The following is a 19,371-nucleotide window of genomic DNA, read 5'->3' as shown; positions in this document are numbered from 1 at the left end:
AGATAGTCATTAATAGTTTAGAACGTAACATTTACTCCGAATGAATGGGTAGTAGACAAAGGATAGCTTGACAAACGGGTGCTGACTGTCTCCGGGTCTACATTCAACGGCATAGAATCGAATGTCAGCAGGTTCTCTGCCGAATAATAAATCCTCAGGCTTTGAATACCGGCTTTTTCTATCAGGCTTTTCGGGAAGGTGTAGCCTAACTGTGCAGTCTTCAGACGCAGATAGCTCGTATTCATGATCCAGAAGTCAGACATGACAACGGATGCTTCACTCGGTGACTTACGGGCTTCTGCCACACGGGGCATACTTGCTCCTTTATTTTCGGGCGTCCATGAGTCCAGCCAGGCTGTTGAAGGGTGGCCAGCACTGCCGGAAAATTCACCGAAGGCTTCTTTGGTATAAGCGAAACCGACGTTTGCCGCACCGGTAAAGTTAAGCGTCAGGTCGAAGTTCTTATAAGCACCGTTCAGGTTCAGGCCGAATGTCATCACCGGATCTTTTGTCTTATAGAGTTCACGGTCTTCGGCAGTGATCTTACCGTCATTGTTGGTATCGACATACTTCAGGTCGCCCCCTTTAAATTTCAGGCCGAACGGATATCCGTCCTGACCGGCATATTTATCCATCCAGGCTTGTGCCTCTTCGTCCGACTGGAAGAAACCGTCTGTTCTGTACACGAACCAGGAATTGATAGGAGAACCGACCTGACGCATGAAGTCGCCGTCAGACATACGGTTAACACCTCCCAGGTTTTCTATCTTATTCTTGTTATAGGCAAAATTGCCGACTACACCGAACTTCCAGTCACCCCATTGGTTACTGTAGCCCAACTGCATCTCGACACCGCGGTTACGCATGGCACCTACATTATCTTTATAAGCACCCAGCGCAAATTCCGTCGGCACCGGAACTTCCATGATGATATCGGTTGTCTTGCGATCGTAGTAATCGAAAGTAAAGCTGATCTTATTATTGATCATTGCATCTATCCCGATACCCCATGTCGTTGACTTTTCCCACGAAAGGTCTGCTATTTTATAATTACTCTGATAATAACCGGTCGTCAACGCACTTCCGAAAGGATAGTTGGCACCCAGGTTATACGTATTCAACCAAGGATAAAAGTCACCGCCTGTCGGTGTCCCGTCGCTCAAAGCATCCTGGTTACCCAGCATACCCCATGATCCGCGAAGTTTCAGGCTATTCAACCAGCCTCTCGTATTTTCCATGAAGCTCTCTTCGCTGATACGCCATGCTGCGGAGAAGGAAGGGAAATATCCCCAACGGTGTCCGGGGGCGAAACGAGAAGAAGCATCCGAACGGAAGTTTGCTTCCAGCAGGTATTTGCCGGCATAGTCGTAGTTTACACGGCCGAAATAAGAAAGCATATTCAGTTTGCGGGTAAAACCTTCGTTGGTTTGGGTGGCTGTAGCACCGGCATTCATATCATCCAGTTCGTTATTCGGGAAGTTTTCGCGGTATTCCTTGTTGTAACGCACATCATATTTCTCGGCATGATATCCCAACATCACTTTCAAACCGTGATTACCGAATGTCTTGTCATAGTTCAGCAAAGCATCGAAATTATAACGTGACCAGTTGGTGAAACGTTCTTCCAGGCTGTTCGGACGACTGGCCTGTGCCGGGTCGGTATCCAATTTCATAACAAATGCCTTGAAGTGCTGGTCGTCATTTACATACGAACCGGACACTGTAGCCTTCAGTCCGTCTATGATCTGGTAGTCGACTGCAAGAGAACCGGTAAAATTCTGGTTGTATTTGTCCACAGTCTGTCCGGAGTCCAGCCAGGCGATAGGGTTACCGTCATTTGTTGCACCATATGTTCCATCCTCATTATAAACCGGAATCATCGGGCTCAGAATATTCAGCTGGCGGATAATCTGGTCCGACCAACCGCCGCCGTAATTGGAGTTGGGGTCTTTATAGTCGTTCTTTATATATGACATATTCAAGCGAACCGTCAGTTTCTTCGTGATATTCATATCCAGGTTCGTACGGCCGTTGAATTGTTTACGTTCCGAATTGGGAAGAATACCGGTTTGTCCCAGATAACCGACAGAAGCCATATATTTCGTATTCTCAGTCCCTCCGCTGATATTTACATTGTGTTTATGCAATACACCGGTTTGGTAAGCGGCATCATTCCAGTCTGTGTTCGGATGTCCGTACGGGTCGGAGCCATCCTGAAACAGGCGGATGTCTTCATCACTGTAGCGGTGAGGCTGTCCGTTATCATCGTCAATCCGGTTATACAACATCGCATATTCGGCCGAACTGACACGGTCTATTACAGCAGTCGGGCTTGACACTCCGATATATCCGTTGTAAGTAACGCGCGGAGCACCGGTCTTACCACGTTTGGTCGTTATCAGAATAACTCCGTTGGAGGCTTTCGAACCGTAGATGGCGGCAGAGGAGGCATCCTTCAGGACAGAGATACTTTCGATGTCGTTCGGGTCGATACTGTCCATCGAACCGCTCTCGATCCCGTCGATCAGGATATAAGGGGAAGCGTTATTCAACGTCCCGACACCACGGATACGGATATTACTGCCATCCTCACCGGGACGACCTTCACCGGCTGTGATCGTTACACCCGGCATCAATCCCTGCAAACCGGAGGATACATTCGAGATCGGTCGGCTTGTCAGTTCTTCGCTTGCCACAGAGGCTACGGCTCCGGATAGGTTGGCTTTCTGCTGGGTTCCGTATCCTACCACCACGACTTCGTCCAGCTTTTGTGTATCTTCAGCCAGAGTAACTTTAAGAGTCGATTGTCCTGTGTACTTAATTTCTTGTGTCAGATAGCCGATGAAAGAGATCTGGATCACATCCCCGGCTTTTACATCCAGTACGAAGTTACCATCCATGTCGGTAACAGTACCGTTCGTTGTTCCTTTTACAACAACAGAGGCACCGGCAACAGAGCCGAAATCGTCGTTAACTGTTCCTTTTAAACTCTTTTGTTGCTGAGAAATGTCAACTTTAGGTGTTGCCGTACTGTCGGAAGCATGTGCTGTCCCTCCGGAGCACAATGTGGCTGACAACAACAAAAGGCTGACTGGTCTTACGATTTTCAACATAACAATTGCTTTTTGTTTAATAATACTAGTAACTTTATTAATAAGATTTAAGGAGATTAACTCACTTTACTTATAGATTCACCTCATTCATGGTATTAACATTTACTCCTTCTGTAAAAATCTTATTCCTATGAAACCACAGTTCTTACAGAACTATGGCTTTTATCATTTCACAAACAGCATGTTTTCAACATGTTAACTCCAAATAGACGACCATCTATCTTTTTAATGGATTAACTTTAGTTTAAACGTTATTATTATTAAACGATCTCCAATGACTTGACTATTATTGAATAATCTATACAATTTAATGCTTTATTATAAAATTAATATTACATTTGCAGGGTCGGTATTAAATTAGTTCTGTAAGAACTTAATACAAAAACACCTTATATCTTATTTTTTAAAGTAAGGAATGAATCATCGACACAATCACCGCCATCAACCACATTAATAATCTTTTATATAAATAATCAATTATAACAAATCCCACAACAAGCTCCATACACAGTAAATGCATCATAACAATATCTTTCACAAAGACGGATAGAATATTCTGAAAACTTATCCGTAACTTTATCCCCGGATCTATGATGAAAACTCTATTAAGAAGGAGAAGTAACAATTTATTTCTATAACCTTAGATAACATGACGAATAAAATTCTATTGAGTTCCGTGGCTCTTGCCTCTATGGCACAGTTCGCGGCAGCCGGTAATGCCGGCGACCAAACGCATCCCAACATTATTCTGATCCTATGCGACGATATGGGATTTTCCGATTTGGGATGTTACGGAGGAGAAGTTCAAACTCCCAACATTGATTTTCTGGCAACTAACGGAGTACGTTTCAGCCAGTTCAAGAACACCGGACGCAGTTGTCCCAGCCGTGCCGCCCTCATGACCGGGCGTTACCAGCATGAAGCGGGAATGGGATGGATGACGGCTGTCGACGAACACCGACCCGGATACCGGGGACAGATATCCACCGATTTCCCAACTATTGCCGAAATATTAAAGGCCAACGGATATGCAACTTATATGAGTGGCAAATGGCATCTGACAGTGGAAGGCGCCTTCGAAAAACCAAACGGCAGTTATCCTACCCAACGGGGGTTCGATAAATATTATGGTTGCCTGAGTGGAGGCGGAAGCTATTATACACCGACTCCTGTCTATTCGAACATGAAACGCATCACCCAATTCCCCGACGACTTTTATTACACAACGGCCATTACGGATTCAGCCGTCAGTTTTATCCGCAGCCATCCGGCCGATCTCCCAATGTTCATGTACCTGGCGCATTATGCCCCGCACAGACCGTTGCAAGCCCCCAAAGAACGGGTAGAATCATGCCGGCAACGGTATAAAGTGGGATATGACATCTTGCGGCAACAACGTTTCGACCGCCAAAAAGAGATGGGATTGATAAATGCCGGAGATACGCTTCCCATCCATCAGAAAGAATTCGAAGGGAAGCGCCCGGCGTGGACCAGCCTCACTCCCGAACAACAGGAAGCATGGATAACCGATATGGCTACCTATGCCGCCATGATTGAAATAATGGACGACGGCATCGGGGAAGTTATTGCCGCTACCAAAGAAAAAGGAATCTACGATAATACTATTTTCCTGTTTATGAGCGATAACGGCGCCACCCGGGAAGGCGGATTTATAGCTCAGCTGCAGGCGGATTTGAGCAATACGCCTTACAGGGATTATAAAGCATTGTGTTTCCAGGGAGGTACAAGTGCTCCCTTCATCGTTACCTATGGCGATCCGCAAAAGAATGTTCTCAAAGGCAAATTCAGCCGGGAGTTCAGCCATATTATTGATGTTATGCCTACTTGCCTGGAAATGGCTTCAGCCAAATATCCCAAACAATTCAACAACAAAAAGTTACATACCACTGAAGGGGAAAGCCTGTTGCCCGCCATCCAAAATAGAAAGCTGGCTTCACGGGATTTATTTTTCGAACACAACACTTCCTGTGCCATCATTTCAGACGGCTGGAAACTGGTACGTGATAATGCCAAACATCCCTGGGAGTTGATTGACCTGACGACTGATCCGTTTGAAGAAAACGACCAGGCAGCCTTGTTCCCGGAGAAAGTAAAAGCTTTAGAAAATAAATGGAACCGATGGGCCGAAGAAAAGCATGTCTTTCCATTTGAATACCGTCCCTGGGGAGAACGCGTCAAGTATTATAAATCGCTCTATCCGAATCAAAGCGGGAAAGAGTAAACGTTACAAAAGTCTCACTATGGCACACTGAAAATCTGTGCTCATCTGTCCGATCTGCGTCATCTGTGTACTATAGTGAGACCTTTTACTATTTATCAAATCCCTTCTTCAATTCTTTTATGGCTGGCAAAGCAAACGAGATCACACCGATCATTCCCACCAGTCCCCCACCGATTATAAATGTATTCCCAATACCGATCGTATCCGCCAGAAATCCGGTACTCAACAAGCCGATCATCGAAGGTAGCAGGCTGACACTCATATAAAACGAGAACACACGTCCCATCACCACCGGATTGATACGTGTCTGTACCACCGTCGTAAAAGAAGCCATATAAAGAGAACCGGATATACCGCCAACCGCCGTCAATACGACAAACAACGGGTAACCTGAAACCGGCAGGATACCAGACAATCCGAACGTAACTCCCAACAGGATATACATCCAGTTTATCAATGAAATCTCATTCAGCTTAAACTTCTTCATCCCCAGAAAAGCACCGCCCAGCAAGGCTCCTATTCCCCAGGCTGCTTCAACCAGACTGATCTGAAAAGCATTTCCTGAATAATGATCCAACGTCATCAACGGAAACAAAACACTGACCGGCATAATAAAGAATGTAGCAATGATAGAAAGGATAAACAACCACGACAATCCGTTTTGTGCACGGACCTCTGTCAAGGCTTCCTTCGCTTCTTTCAAGAGATGTACTTTCTGCGTTTTTTCCGTATTATCCGGATCAGGGATTTTCACAAACAAGAGTGAAGTACATGCCAGAGCCGCACCAATCACATCCAGCAGCAGGATATTCGTCATCTTCATAAAAGAGATGAAAAGCGCAGCCAGGGCCGGCCCGGCAATATTACAGGCAGACTGAATAATCTGGTTGATGCCGGCAATACGAATCAGTTCCGACTTCGGAGCCAGCAAAGGGACCGACGCCTGCATGGCCGGCATGTGAAAAGCCGAACCTACCGAACGCAAAGCCAATAAAATATAAATATGTTCGATCTTCGCTATATCCAGATAGAACAGGACAGCCAGGATCAATGTACAGAAAGCGATAAAGCTATCTGCCAGTATCATCACCCGCTTCCTTTTCCAACGGTCTACAAAGATACCGGTAAACAGTCCCAATACCGATTGCGGAAGCATGGCTGCTATGGCAGCAAAAGCCAGCACTTCTGCCGATTTCGTTTCAAAACTAAGCCATAGGATGATTGCAAAATTAACGATTGAACTGGTCAGGATAGAGAAGAACTGACCGGTCCATATAATGGCGAATACTTTTTTCCAGTTATTCATAACTTCTTTTATAATAGAACAATAATAGATACGGGATTCCCCCACGGTTCCGGGAAATCGACAATATAAACTCAGAAGACAAAAAGGATCTTATCCGTTTATCACACCAAATAAATGATGCCTGATTTAGAAGTTATTGAACACATAAAGATTATTTTATTTTCTGCAAGTATACGAATAAAATATGAATTACCAAACGATGATTAATAACAATGCTGTTTTTTCGCTATACCTCCCAGCATTTCCACCAGCGGTTGGCACAGATATATACGATATACTGGCGTACCTGATAATTGGGGAATTTCCGGCGGGTATCATCGGCATACGAAAGTTTTCGGTACAACAAAACGAAGGCTGCGGGATTCACATCCGACAGCCTTCTACACTAACCCTTAACTTTAACCAATGAAAAACAATAATCTACTTAATTAGTTTTTTAGCGAAGCGATTGCGGCTTCGTAATTCGGTTCGTTGGTAATTTCAGGAACCAGTTCCTCATATACCACCTTGCCTGCTTCGTCGACTACTATCACGCCGCGGGCCAGTAACCCTTTCAGCGGACCATCAACCATCAGCATCCCGTACTTATCTTCAAAGCACGAACAGCGGAATGCAGAAAGTGTAATCACTTTATCAATACCTTCCGTAGTACAGAAGCGTCCGTGCGCAAAAGGCAAATCTTTCGATACAGCCAGCACCACAGTATTTGGCAAAGAAGCAGCTTCTTTGTTGAAACGTCTCACCGAAGCAGCACACACGGCTGTATCCAAACTCGGAAAAACATTGATTACAACGTTCTTTCCTTTCAGTTCTTTCAGTGATAATTCAGATAAGTCACTTTTTACTCCTTTGAAATCGGGAGCCTCTGCTCCGACTGCCGGTAATGTTCCGTTCGTATTTACTTCCAGATTACCTTTAAATGTTATCTTTGCCATCTTTGTAGTATTTTATGTTTTGTTACTAAAAAGCGACGTACAAATATAGGCCGCTTTGTATGACTAAAACAAACGTTAATGAAGAATGTTTTTCCTTTTAACTCTTTTTAATCACTTGCCCTAAGAACTGTTTTTCTATCTTTGCCGCAAAATAGAACGACATGAACTGGTTAATTATTTGCGGACTTATTATTATCATTGTTTTACAAATCTTATTCCGCCCGAAAGAGGATAAATCCGATACACAAAACGAACTGAAACGCTTGCTCGATGAAATGCAACGTTCCTTCGAACGCATTGAAAAGAACTTCCGGGAAGACTTCCGGCTGAACCGCGAAGAGGGCCGTATCGTTGCCCGCGACAACCGGGAAGAACTGACCCGCTCCATGAACGAATTCAGGGAGGCTTTCGACCGGGGCATCGCTTCTTTCAACAACCTCCAACGGGAAAAGTTCGCCAATCTCGACGAACAGCAGCGCCTGCTGGTTGCCAACACCGAAAAGCGCCTGGATGAAATCCGCGTCACGGTAGACGAGAAATTACAGAAGACACTGAACGACCGCATCGGCCAGTCTTTCCGCCTCGTTACCGAACAACTGGAAAGCGTGCAGAAAGGTTTAGGGGAAATGCAGACGCTGGCGCAGGACGTAGGCGGCCTGAAACGGGTACTGAGCAATGTGAAAACACGAGGAAACATCGGAGAAATACAACTGAGCATGTTGCTGGAACAAATACTGGCACCGGAACAATACGAAGCGAACGTACACACCCGCAAAGGTTCGGACGCGGTCGTGGAATTTGCCGTCAAGCTCCCGGGGCGCGACGATATCCGCGAATACGTTTACCTCCCCATCGACGCCAAATTTCCCAAAGATATTTATGAACAATTGTTGGACGCTTACGACAATGCCGACCCGCAGGCTATCGAAACGGCAGGCAAGCTGCTCGAAACAACCATCAAAAAGATGGCTAAAGACATTTCCGACAAATACCTGGCTCCCCCCGCGACGACCGATTTCGGTATTATGTTCCTTCCCTTCGAAGGCATTTATGCAGAAGTAGTGCGCCGCTCCGCCCTGCTGGATGAATTGCAACGGACCTATAAGGTTGTCGTAACCGGACCTACCACCCTTGCCGCTATCCTGAACAGCCTGCAAATGGGTTTCCGCACACTGGCCATCCAAAAACATTCCGGTGAAGTATGGACCATACTCGGTGCGGTAAAGAAAGAGTTCGAAAAAGTAGGCGGCATGCTGGAAAAAGCGCAGAAGAACCTGCAAACGGCCAGCGGCCAGATAGAAGAAGTGCTCGGAACCCGTACCCGCGCCATCCAACGCAAGCTGAAAGACGTAGACACCCTGAGCGGCCGCGAAGCCCGTGCAATCATACCGGAATTGGGACCATTGACGGAAGAAGAGGAAGAATCATAAAAAATACCTATCTTTGCTACCTCAACAGAATGGATATATGAAGAATGATGGCTTTACTTTCCGCAAGCGGCTACGGAGTTTCCGGTATGCGTTCAACGGGATACGTTTGTTGATCACGAAAGAACATAATGCCTGGATACATTGTTTTGCAGCTGTATGCGTGGTGATTGCCGGTGTTCTTCTTGGGTTGTCGCGCATGGAATGGGTAGCTGTCGTAATCGTGATCGGCGCCGTGCTGGCAGCCGAAGCCGTCAACTCAGCGCTGGAAGCTATTGCCGACTTTGTATCGCCCGAATATAGCGAAGCAATCAAACGGACCAAAGACCTGGCAGCCGGAGCCGTATTGTTAATGGCTATTGCCGCCGCAATAGTAGGCGGAATCATCTTTTTTCCCAAGCTGATTGCTTTATGTTGAATCCGTACGTTTTAAACAAATCCGAACATTTTAAACAAAACAGAACAAACAACAGTTATTTCAAATATTCACTATTAATTTTAATTACACATAACAATGAAACTTCCCGAAGACCCGACGATGCTTTTCAGCGTAGTTAACATGAAACTGCGCGACAAATATGCATCCCTTGATGAATTATGCCGTAAGATGGACGTAGACAAAGACATGCTTGTCCATAAACTTGCCGTTGCCGGCTTTGAATACAGTGCTGAAAACAATAAGTTCTGGTAACTTCCGTTTCTACTTTGCATCAACAAAGAAAATATGAAACGAACAACCTATCTTTTTACCTTTCTTCTGGCATTCATGGTCTGTTTCAACAGCCATGCACAAGAGGTCAAACTAAGCAGTAGCCGTAATGCCGTCCGTAAATCGGGCGACGTGCTGGCCTGCCTTACTCCTGCTGCGAGCCTGGCAACTGTGCTGATCCTTCAGGACTGGCAGGGATTGAAACAGGGTGCACTGGCCGGTGTAAGTACGGTCGGCATGACCTATGCGCTGAAGTACCTGGTAAAGAAAGAACGTCCCGACGGCAGCGACAACCATTCGTTTCCTTCCATGCACACCTCCGTATCGTTTACGGGCGCTGCTTTTATCCAGCGCCGTTACGGTTGGAAATGGGGTATCCCGGCGTATGCCGTAGCGACCTATGTGGGATGGAGCCGTACGTATGCCAAGAAGCACGACTGGTGGGATGTGGCCGCCGGAGCCGCCATGGGTATCGGCAGTGCCTATATCTTCACCCGTCCGTTTGCCCAAAAGCACAACCTGACCCTCAGTCCGCTGGCCGGTGACAAACATTTCGGCATTTATGCTTCCATGACCTTCTAAGCATAACAGACATAACGGAAAAGAAAAAAGCAGCCCGGACGTGTACTCGCTACAAATCCGGGCTTAATTACAAGTCTATATGTGACTAACTCAATATTCCATGAAGTTTAATCATTCGTAATGTAAAGCATCTGCCGGTTGCAGCTGTGCCGCCTCGTTCGCCGGATACCAGATACCGGCAATAATCATCCCTGCGACCAGCAGGAAAGTAACCAGCATCCCTCCCGTAAAACGCAGGAAGCCGTTATCCATCAGGTTCGAATCAATCAGATTGGCAAAAGCAATATTCAGACAGATGACAACGGCCGGAATAAACGCAAGCGTCAGCAACACAAGCCCTTCGCCCAACACCGTCATCCTCAACTGCCCCCGGGTAGCCCCTAATGCCATCCGAAGTCCCATTTCCCCCTGCCGCTGACGGGTACGGAACCAGAAAGTACCGACAATCCCCAAAAAGATATTCACCAGCAGGAAAAGCAGGATAGACAAGCGCGTTTTCATCTCCCCTTTTCCATCCCGCAAGGCATCTTCCCTTATATTGGAAAGCGGGATAATATTCTGAAGGTAGAGGTTACCGATCTCTACCTGGTCACTCTTCTCCTGCATAAATGTATCGGCAAAGTTCCTGTCGGCTTCCGGTTTAACCCGCACGGAGACTTCCATCCAGGGTAACATCTCTGCCGAGACGGTCTTTACCTCCGCCTCACTCTGATTAATATAGATTCTTGCTCCCACCTTGCCAAATTCCGACCGGCGGACCTCCTGGCTAATTCCACCAATGGTCATCGTTCCGGAATTATTATTTGTATAAACAGTCTGTTTTACTGCGTCCTTTACACTTTTCTCCGGAAAAAGCCTCTCTGCCACATCCCGGGTTATAATAACCTTCATACCGCCTATCCCATCTTTCAGTTCTTCAGGATTTCCGGAAATAGCAGAACCGATACGATACACATCGAAATACTCCGGAGTAACAAACTGGATACGGCAGGAAACAGCATCCGAAAGCGTATCCCGGCGAAGAGGCTGGTAATTATCCATGCTATTATAAGGAACGCCAAACCTGGATAAAGCCACTTCTTCAACGCCCGGCATCCTGCGTATGCGCTCCATCGCCTCCCACAAATCTTCACCGGCTTTGGCGGGATGTTCTCCAGGTGTCAGATACCCTTCGGCCCCCTCTTCCCGGGCGTTAAACTCAAACTTATAGGTATGATCGAGGTCGAAACCGACCGGCGCACTGAACGTACATAATACAACCAGCAAATAATCCACAATATACCACAGGCAAACCGTCACAAGCAACAATTCCCCCAACAACCAGCTATTACTTTTCCGCTGGTTCCATATTAATTTAATGATATGTTTGATCATCTTCGTACTATTTTAACGGTTTAGTTTTCATTCAAAGCCTCTATCACCTCTTTGCGCGACATCCGGTAAGCAGGTATTCCGGCAGACAGCAGGTTCAGTATCAGGCAAAACAGAAAAGCATAGAGGAATATCACCGGATTAAGCAACTCAGAGACAGACAACATCGGTGTCCCTCCAAACACGGAAGAGATGGAACCGAAGCTATTACTCAGCAACCAGGTTCTCAACAAGAAGATGCCAATGTAAGAGAAGAGCAGTCCGACCACCCCTCCCAGCAGGGTCAGAAACAGATTCTCCGACAGTATCTGCACCAGCAACCTGCCTTTGGTCGCTCCGAACGCCTTGCGTATACCTATCTCCGGCAGGCGGCTGCGCATCCGCGACAAGGTCATGCCGGAAAGATTGATTGCCGGCACCAACAGCAGAATCACAATAATCAGCAGATACTGCACGATCGTTCTTGTCTTGTCAGGTCCGATAGCCCTCACTCCTTTAATCTCCAATTCTAGTTGCGTATCCGGTTGATCGTATAATACGAGCTTATAATCCTTCAACGAACTGTTATATTGTGCTTGCAGGTTGCTTATTTCTTTCCTGATCGGATCGAAATCGGATGCCGAACGGGCCAGGATAATCACCTGGAACCATCCCGTTATATTCTCCGCCCAGGAATCATCGCTCAAATCGGCAGCCGAAGCCGTATAAGGAATCCACGCCTCCGCATATGCAGCTTTGGCAATCGTCGAAATATCCTTTACCACCCCGCCGACCGTGTAAGGCTTATAAGCGATCATAATCGTTTTGCCGGCAGCATCGGCCGTGCCATATAACCGTCGGGCGGTCGACTCGCTGATGACTACCTTCTTTATACCCGAAGCCACTTCCTCTTTCGTATAAGGACTGCCGGATATGAATTCGAAGTTGAAGACTTTCCAGAATACATCGTCGGTAAACATCATCAGGCAATCTTTCTTCTCCTTCCCACCCGGCAAAGATGCCAGCAGGCTACGGCAGGGAGAGATAAACGACACTGCCTCGGGTGTCTTCAACGGCAGGAAACACTCCTTGATCGTACGCAGGGAAAGATAACCGTTCCCGTACTGCTCCCCTTTATAGGTCCGTCCGCCCCACCGCACATACATCGTCCGGTCGCGGTTATCCTCGGGAGAATAGTTTTTGACACGTACCTGATACGTGATCACCATCACCATGATCAGGCAGATAGCCAATGCCGTTCCCAGGATAGAGATCAAGGCCAGGAGTTTGTTCTCCTTCAGCATGGCAAGTGCTTGTTTTAAATAGATCTTATACATAATGTCAGTATTTGTTTATTCGTAATGCAAGGCTTCCGCCGGTTCAAGACGGGACGCCTTACGGGACGGATACCAGATAGCCAGTGTGATGATTACGGCCAGTAACAGCCACGTCAGCAGGCTGACAAGCAACAGGCGGCCGACAGTCACCTCCATCACCTCCGTACTCAGCAGGCCGGCAAAAGCCACGTTCACACAAATCAGCAAGGCGGGTACGGCGGTTATGGTTAGTATCATCAATCCTTCGCCGATAAGCAACTGTTGCAAGCGGCGGCGACTGGAACCGACGGCCATGCGAAGCCCCAACTCGTTACGGCGGCGGTTCACACGGAACCAGAACGTTCCGATCACAGCCAGGAAGACATTGATCAGTAAGAAAATGTTGATCGCAATGTCCAGCTTTCCCCCGTTCGTATTCATCGAAGTCTCCAGATAATGGGTGCGTACATCGGGGTAATATTGTACGTTAGCCAGCCAGAAATTGCCTGCCGCCAGCCGGTGTTTCATCTCTTTCTTAAAACGAACGGCATATTCGGAAGCACTCTCCGACGCCGCATTCGGACGGACACGGAAACAGATCTGCATCTTCCCCAGCTCCTGTTCACTCATCCGCAGGATACTCCGTTCCTTCATCTCTTTAAAGACAATCGAAGACGGCTGGCTAAACTCTTCCCGTTTAATGGCTTCCGTCACCCCCTTCACACGGTAACGCAGGGTGTCATCCTGAATAATAAGCAACTCCCGGCCGTCCACCTGGGTCGAACTGAAACATTTCATTGCCATCGGCTCACTGAGCAGGATACCTTCCTGAATAGCGGAAGCCAGTTCGTCCGGCGAACCGCCATCAGCCGTATGTATATCGAACACACAGAAATAACCGGGCGTAACACTGAAGTCGAGAGCAGTACGGAAAAGAGAGTCTTTCTCCTGAAAATAAGTATCCGAGTTGGACATATAGGTATAAGGCATCGAAGCCTCGTTCGCCAGGCCTACCATCTGTACATCGGGATGCGTCTCCAGCTGGCGGATGATACGCATGAAATCCTCTCCCGCCCCCTGGCTTCCCTGTTCGTAGGCAATATAGGAGGCACTGGTGGAAGGGCGCACGGCCAGCGTCACCTTATATACATTCTCAAACGAGTATCCCATCGGTTGCGTCTGTGTGATCCGGCTCATCGTCATCCGGTCGACGGCGTACCAGAGCAGTACGAAGACAACAAGCAGTTCTATAAACACCCAGGTATTGCTGCGGCGTTGCGTCTTGATCAGTTTCAGTATATGTAACAGCATAGCTTATCTCTTTAATTGTGGTTTAATGACTCAGTTATATTCACACGGATCGCACGCCAGGCAGGGATCATCGACGACATCAGGTTCAGCAGGAAGCAGACCAGAAACGCATAGCCGAACACCGCCGGACTCAGCAGCATCCCGAAGGTCAGTTCCGTCTGCACACTGCCTTGTACCATCGCAATGATACCCGGTGCAAGCAGCAACTGCTGGAAAAGTGCCACCATCCCATACGAGACCAGCAACCCGACCAATCCGCCCGGCAACATCAGCAACAGGTTTTCTATCAGTATCTGTGTCAGCAGCCGGTTCTTACGCGCCCCGAAAGCCTTCCGCACCCCCAGCTCGGAGATGCGGTCCTGCATCCGTGAAGCGTTCAGGCCGGACAGGTTCAGTGCCGGAATCAGCAGGAAAAGAAGGATCAGAAACAGAAGCATCAGGTAAACCGCCGTCACGGAGCCGCCCATTACGAACTGACGGATCACATGTGTCAGATGCGTCTCCACCCCGTTCATCATACTGATCTTGCCGTCGGCCAGGGTCGTATTATAGCGGTCGATCAACTCTTCCAGTTCCCGGCTCACCTTGTCGATCCCCATTCCGTCGGCAGGCAGAATACAGACCGTCAGCAGACCCACCGACACATCGCGTTCGTCGGTAGCCTCCATAACCAGCGGCATGGAAGTATAAGGCACCCACATATCGGCATAAACAGACGGTGTCACGGCAGAAACATCTTTCACCACGCCGCTGACGGAATATTCCGTATCATCCAGCAGGATGCTTTTCCCCGTCACGCCGGTCGTTGTCGAAAAGATACGGCGTGCCAGCGATTCGGAAACGACCACGCGGGGGAAACCCGACTGGAACTCCTCCTCGCTGAACAGTTTCCCTTCGACAAAGGAAAAAGAGAAGAGGCGCCAGAAGCTATTGTTCGTCCCCATCATCTGCACTTTCTGCGGGTCGTCTCCCCCGGGAATCTGCACATAGGTATCGCCATAAAGCAGGCTGGTAATGGCAGTATTGGTCATAATCGCCACCTCCTTCGCCGACTTCAGCGGCATCAGGCATTCTTTGGCGGAACGGATGCCCCAAAAGAAATTGCTGTTCCCTTTCCCCCGTTCATATTTCACCTGGTCGATATAAAGGTATTTGCTGCGGTGCACTTCAGGCATGATGTCGGCGGTACGGATATGATACACGATCGCTATCACCATCACCATCGAAATGGCAAGTCCCGTCCCGATGATATACACCCCGCTGTAGAAGCAGTTTTGCCTCATCAGGTTCCAGGCTTGTTTGAAGTATTGTTTGTACATGATACGGTTTTATTTGTTATGCCGGACTAAAAGCAAATGCCGTGCCACAAATATAACCCGTTGATAATAAGCAGAAAGTATAAAACAGATAGTGTTCGATACTGAACAGTCATCACAGTATCGAACACTACATATATATCCGGCAAACAAACGGCCGGGATTCCTATCCCCTATTCATAATGCAGTGCCTCAGCCGGCTCGATCTTTGCCGAGCGGCGTGCCGGATACCAGGTAGCGAGCAGGATGACCGGCAGCAATAATAACAGCGACAGCGCAACGTCCAACAGGAAACGCCCCGCTGTCAGGTCCATGTTCTCCGTAGCGAGCAAATCCATCCGGTAGATATTCAGGCAAACCAGCAGGGCAGGCACGAATGCGACGGCAAACAGGCAGACGCTTTCCCACAGCAGCCACTGTTGTATTTTCCTCCGCGAAGCTCCCAAAGCCATCCGCAGGCCAAGCTCCTCCCGGCGGTATTCGATGCGGAACCAGAACGTGCCGATTACCCCTAAAAACAGGTTCAGCAGGAAAAAGACAGTCAGCAGGACACGGTATTGTATCGTTTCCGAAATCTTATGCATGTCGAGCAGATTCTGCCGCACCTGGCTGAACGGCACGATCGAGGAGAAAGAATAATTCCCCGCATCCATCTGCATCCAATCCTTAAAGGAGGCTTCGAAGGCCTGCCTGTCCGCGTTCGAACGGAGGCGGAAACAAATACCTATACGGCTGAAAAGCCGGTTTTCAGACATCCGACCCCAGCTATTTTCCGGCATCAGGCTGATTATTACAGGGAAAGGACGCGTATACTCATGCTGCTTCATATCAGGCAATACGGCCATGACGACTGATCCGATCGAATCTTTCTCATCCCAATATACTCTCTTTCCGGCAGGCGAAATATCGCCGGGGAACAACCGACGGGCGCCAAGCCGGGTAAGAATCACTTTCTCCCCCAGCCTTTCGCCCAGTTCCTGCGGCGTCTCCCCATTGAGCCCGTAGAGGCGGAAAACACGGAAATAGTCTTTGGTTACGTGATAGACATTTACAGCAGTCTTCAGGGTATCGTTCCACAAAGTCGTAGAGGAACTTCCGCCGTAATACGGATAATAATACTGACCAAGGCAAAGACATTCAATGTCCGGATGGTTGCGGATGCGGTCGACGATACGCTGGAAGTTACGTGAAGGTTCTTCACTGCCCTCTTCGTAAGCGATAAACGAGGGACTACTGGTAGGGGTCATGGAGAGTTTGACCAGATAGGTATCGGTAATGTCGGCACCAACAGGGGTACGCGCTGTCAGATAAAGTACGGAAAAGAAATCGACCAGCACCCATATCAGGATGAAGATGAGGAACAGTTCGAGAACGATCCAGCCGTTACTGCGCCGCTGGTTATATATCAGTTTAAATAAATGACTTGTCATAACTTATTTATTTATCATTAATAGCCTTTACAATAGAAACACGCGTAGAAAGCCATGCCGGCAACAAGGCGGACAGCAGGTTCAACAACAAACAGAACCCGAAGGTGATAAAGAACACCGGAAGATTCAGCAACATGCCGGGCGAAAGACTCACCTCGCCAGTCATCTGTTCGACGCCAAACAACAGGTTGCGCAGCAGAAACACCAGCAGGAAAGAGAACAGCAAGCCTACTATTCCCCCCAGGAACGTGTAAAGGAAATTTTCGGTCAGCACCTGCACGATCAGCGTCGCGCGGCTTGCCCCGAAGGCCTTGCGCAATCCCAGTTCGGGAATCCGCTTCACCATGTCGGAGGAAGAAAGCCCCGAGAGGTTGACGGCAGGGACAAGGAGGAAGATGCACAGTAGCAATCCGTATTGCATCAGTTGCTTCGAAGGCGATGTGCGCCAGTCGAGCTCCGAGAGGATGAAAGTGCGCCATGTCCGCACATCGCCCCTTTCATTGGCAATATATTCCCAGTCTTTCAGCGTCGTGTTATAGCGTTTGCGGTTCTGGTCTATCTCTTTCCGGAGCGCAGGCAGATCGTCGATGCTCCGGCAACGGATGCAGAGTTCAAGCCTTCCGAGTACGCCTTCCGCCCCATCGGAGATCATCAGTTCGGGATATAAAGTGAAAGGAACCCAAGCATCGGCACAGGTGATTGTATTGACGGCGGAGATATCGCGGACCACGCCTGCAACGGTATACTCGACATCGTTCAACAGGACGCCCTGCCCCGCTACGTCCGCCTTGCCAAATAGCTGCCGTGCCCTCGTCTCGCTCAGGACGATACGGCGCAGCCCGCTTTCAAAATCAATCGGCGTATAAGGTCTCCCGTCGATAAAGGTAAAACGAAACATCTGCCAGTAGGCGGCATCGGTTCCCGACAGGTTGATTTCAAACTTGTCTTTTCCGCCGGGAATGCGCAGTTGCATCTCACCGACATTGTAAGTGAATATTCCCGGCCTGATATAGGCGCTGACCAGCTCCGGAGTCCGGAGGGGATAGTAGACCTCGCGGACGGTCTTGAACGACAGGTTGCCTGTCCAGTTGCTCTGCCCGTCTTTGGAGACCGATGTCGCCGCATCGAGGAGGCAGAGGCGCCCGCGGTTCACCTCCGGAGCAATGTCGGCGGTACGGATATAATACACGATAGCCATCATCATGACCATCGAGATTGCCAAAGCCGTCCCCAGAATATACACGAAACTGAAGAAACGATTCTGTTTCATCAGATTCAAAGCCTGTATGAGATATTGTCTGAACATATTACTTATCTTTGTCGTTTAACATTAATCTATGTGTGTTATGGATAAAGAGCTACCTAAATCAAAAATGACCGTTAAACCCGGCAAACTATTCGTTAAACTGAGTAAAAGCCAACTTCCCGGCCAGGAACCGTTCTTTAGAGGGACACTTCCCAACCATCCGAGCCTGACACTCGACGATATCGCCGAACGGGCCGTCAGAAACCGCAGTTCCTATTCGCACGGAACGCTCATCGCCTCTTTCAACACCATGCTGGAAGAGATATACGGGGCGATTGAAGACGGCTTCAACGTCGACTTCGGCCTGGGGCGGACGGAACTGACCGTCGGCGGCCGCTTCAAGACCGAATTTGAAAAGTTCGACCGCGAACGGCATGCCATCCGTATCAACCTGCGTCCTTCACCACGCCTCAACCAGCTGGCCGACTGGTTCCCCGCAGAGGTTATCCAGTTCTTCCCGAACGCCCCCCTTCCCAACGAAGTCAGCATCCACAACGACCGTTACCTCAACCAGGAAGGCCGGGAGTTTTGCGTCATCCCTGCCGGCTATACCCTTCCGCTCTTTATCCACGGCAAGCGGCTGAAAGTGATGGGCGACCATCCCGATGTCGGGATCGTCATCCGCCAGGAAGAAGGCGAAAAAAAGTATTTTATCGAACCTCGCATGGTCTTCATCAACGAATCTCCCAGCCTTGCCTTTCTGCCTCCCGAGCCGTTGACACCGGGCAGGTGGGTGGTGGAGGTGTGGAGCCAGTACAATGCCAGTTATCGCCTCTATAAGGTGCCTCGGATGGGGATGGTTACCCTTACCGTCTCCGCTACTACCGCATCGGGATGCGGTGACTAACTGCACCGGGGTGCGGCTATCATCCGCATCAGGGTGCGGCACTCAACAGCATCGGGGTGCGGTAGCATCCTACCTTAGGCTATCCGTTACCCTCGCTAACGGGAAGAGGGACGGTCCCAGTGAAGGGAGGGAAGGCATTTGCCCGGGCTATAACACACCCCCTGCCCCCTCTCGAGAGGGG

At 48.7% G+C, this 19,371-nt stretch carries 16 protein-coding genes; 6 read left to right on the top strand and 10 right to left on the bottom strand.

The window, feature by feature from the left end:
* Positions 1–17: 17 nt before the first annotated feature.
* Positions 18–3,113 carry a SusC/RagA family TonB-linked outer membrane protein gene (locus NBH14_RS21295; protein WP_186961050.1) on the bottom strand — a complete coding sequence of 1,032 codons (3,096 nt, stop codon included), beginning with the start codon at positions 3,111–3,113 and terminating at the stop codon, positions 18–20.
* A gap of 649 nt (positions 3,114–3,762) precedes the next feature.
* Here NBH14_RS21295 and NBH14_RS21290 point away from each other — a divergent pair.
* Positions 3,763–5,355, top strand: coding sequence for an arylsulfatase (locus tag NBH14_RS21290; protein ID WP_186961049.1), 1,593 nt, complete (start codon positions 3,763–3,765; stop codon positions 5,353–5,355).
* A gap of 88 nt (positions 5,356–5,443) precedes the next feature.
* Here the strand turns inward: NBH14_RS21290 and NBH14_RS21285 are convergent, their stop codons facing one another.
* The 3 genes from NBH14_RS21285 to tpx all read right to left on the bottom strand — a co-directional run bounded on the left by NBH14_RS21285 (position 5,444) and on the right by tpx (position 7,596).
* Entirely contained in the window at positions 5,444–6,661 is a 1,218-nt protein-coding gene (locus NBH14_RS21285) for an MFS transporter (protein ID WP_186961048.1), read from the bottom strand.
* Positions 6,662–6,887: 226 nt separating this feature from the next.
* Positions 6,888–7,028, bottom strand: coding sequence for a hypothetical protein (locus tag NBH14_RS21280; RefSeq protein ID WP_158579697.1), 141 nt, complete (start codon positions 7,026–7,028; stop codon positions 6,888–6,890).
* A 61-nt stretch (positions 7,029–7,089) separates the two neighbouring features.
* Positions 7,090–7,596, bottom strand: coding sequence for a thiol peroxidase (tpx, locus tag NBH14_RS21275; RefSeq protein ID WP_007653626.1), 507 nt, complete (start codon positions 7,594–7,596; stop codon positions 7,090–7,092).
* Between the two features lie 161 nt (positions 7,597–7,757).
* On the opposite strand from tpx, the gene NBH14_RS21270 reads away from it, so the two are divergent.
* The 4 genes from NBH14_RS21270 to NBH14_RS21255 all read left to right on the top strand — a co-directional run bounded on the left by NBH14_RS21270 (position 7,758) and on the right by NBH14_RS21255 (position 10,314).
* The gene (locus tag NBH14_RS21270; protein ID WP_186961047.1) at positions 7,758–9,026 is read left to right on the top strand and encodes a DNA recombination protein RmuC; all 1,269 of its coding nucleotides are present in this window, start codon (positions 7,758–7,760) and stop codon (positions 9,024–9,026) included.
* Positions 9,027–9,063: 37 nt separating this feature from the next.
* A complete protein-coding gene (locus tag NBH14_RS21265) occupies positions 9,064–9,441 on the top strand; it encodes a diacylglycerol kinase family protein (RefSeq protein WP_044215250.1) in 378 nt (125 codons plus the stop codon).
* 96 nt (positions 9,442–9,537) lie between these two features.
* Positions 9,538–9,714 (top strand): DUF4250 domain-containing protein, encoded by a 177-nt coding sequence (locus NBH14_RS21260; RefSeq protein WP_010800257.1) that lies wholly within the window; start codon positions 9,538–9,540, stop codon positions 9,712–9,714.
* Between the two features lie 75 nt (positions 9,715–9,789).
* Entirely contained in the window at positions 9,790–10,314 is a 525-nt protein-coding gene (locus NBH14_RS21255; RefSeq protein ID WP_369980740.1) for a phosphatase PAP2 family protein, read from the top strand.
* Positions 10,315–10,425: 111 nt separating this feature from the next.
* Here NBH14_RS21255 and NBH14_RS21250 read toward each other — a convergent pair whose 3' ends face one another.
* The 6 genes from NBH14_RS21250 to NBH14_RS21225 all read right to left on the bottom strand — a co-directional run bounded on the left by NBH14_RS21250 (position 10,426) and on the right by NBH14_RS21225 (position 18,307).
* Complete coding sequence (locus NBH14_RS21250) at positions 10,426–11,688, bottom strand: ABC transporter permease (RefSeq protein ID WP_186961045.1); 1,263 nt, start codon at positions 11,686–11,688, stop codon at positions 10,426–10,428.
* Between the two features lie 20 nt (positions 11,689–11,708).
* Positions 11,709–13,001 carry an ABC transporter permease gene (locus NBH14_RS21245; protein WP_186961044.1) on the bottom strand — a complete coding sequence of 431 codons (1,293 nt, stop codon included), beginning with the start codon at positions 12,999–13,001 and terminating at the stop codon, positions 11,709–11,711.
* A gap of 15 nt (positions 13,002–13,016) precedes the next feature.
* Positions 13,017–14,291 (bottom strand): ABC transporter permease, encoded by a 1,275-nt coding sequence (locus NBH14_RS21240; protein ID WP_186961043.1) that lies wholly within the window; start codon positions 14,289–14,291, stop codon positions 13,017–13,019.
* Between the two features lie 11 nt (positions 14,292–14,302).
* Positions 14,303–15,610 carry an ABC transporter permease gene (locus NBH14_RS21235; protein ID WP_186961042.1) on the bottom strand — a complete coding sequence of 436 codons (1,308 nt, stop codon included), beginning with the start codon at positions 15,608–15,610 and terminating at the stop codon, positions 14,303–14,305.
* Positions 15,611–15,780: 170 nt separating this feature from the next.
* Positions 15,781–17,037, bottom strand: a complete 1,257-nt coding sequence (locus NBH14_RS21230) for an ABC transporter permease (RefSeq protein ID WP_186961041.1) — start codon at positions 17,035–17,037, stop codon at positions 15,781–15,783.
* Between the two features lie 7 nt (positions 17,038–17,044).
* Positions 17,045–18,307, bottom strand: coding sequence for an ABC transporter permease (locus NBH14_RS21225; protein WP_250817745.1), 1,263 nt, complete (start codon positions 18,305–18,307; stop codon positions 17,045–17,047).
* A 76-nt stretch (positions 18,308–18,383) separates the two neighbouring features.
* Between NBH14_RS21225 and NBH14_RS21220 the strand changes: the two genes are divergently transcribed.
* Positions 18,384–19,190 (top strand): DNA-binding domain-containing protein, encoded by an 807-nt coding sequence (locus NBH14_RS21220; RefSeq protein ID WP_128135443.1) that lies wholly within the window; start codon positions 18,384–18,386, stop codon positions 19,188–19,190.
* The last annotated feature ends 181 nt before the right edge of the window (positions 19,191–19,371 follow it).

The sequence above is a fragment of the Parabacteroides caecihominis genome (genome assembly GCF_023656785.1).
Taxonomy (GTDB): Bacteria; Bacteroidota; Bacteroidia; order Bacteroidales; family Tannerellaceae; genus Parabacteroides; species Parabacteroides segnis.
This window is presented reverse-complemented; position numbering and strand designations above follow the sequence as displayed.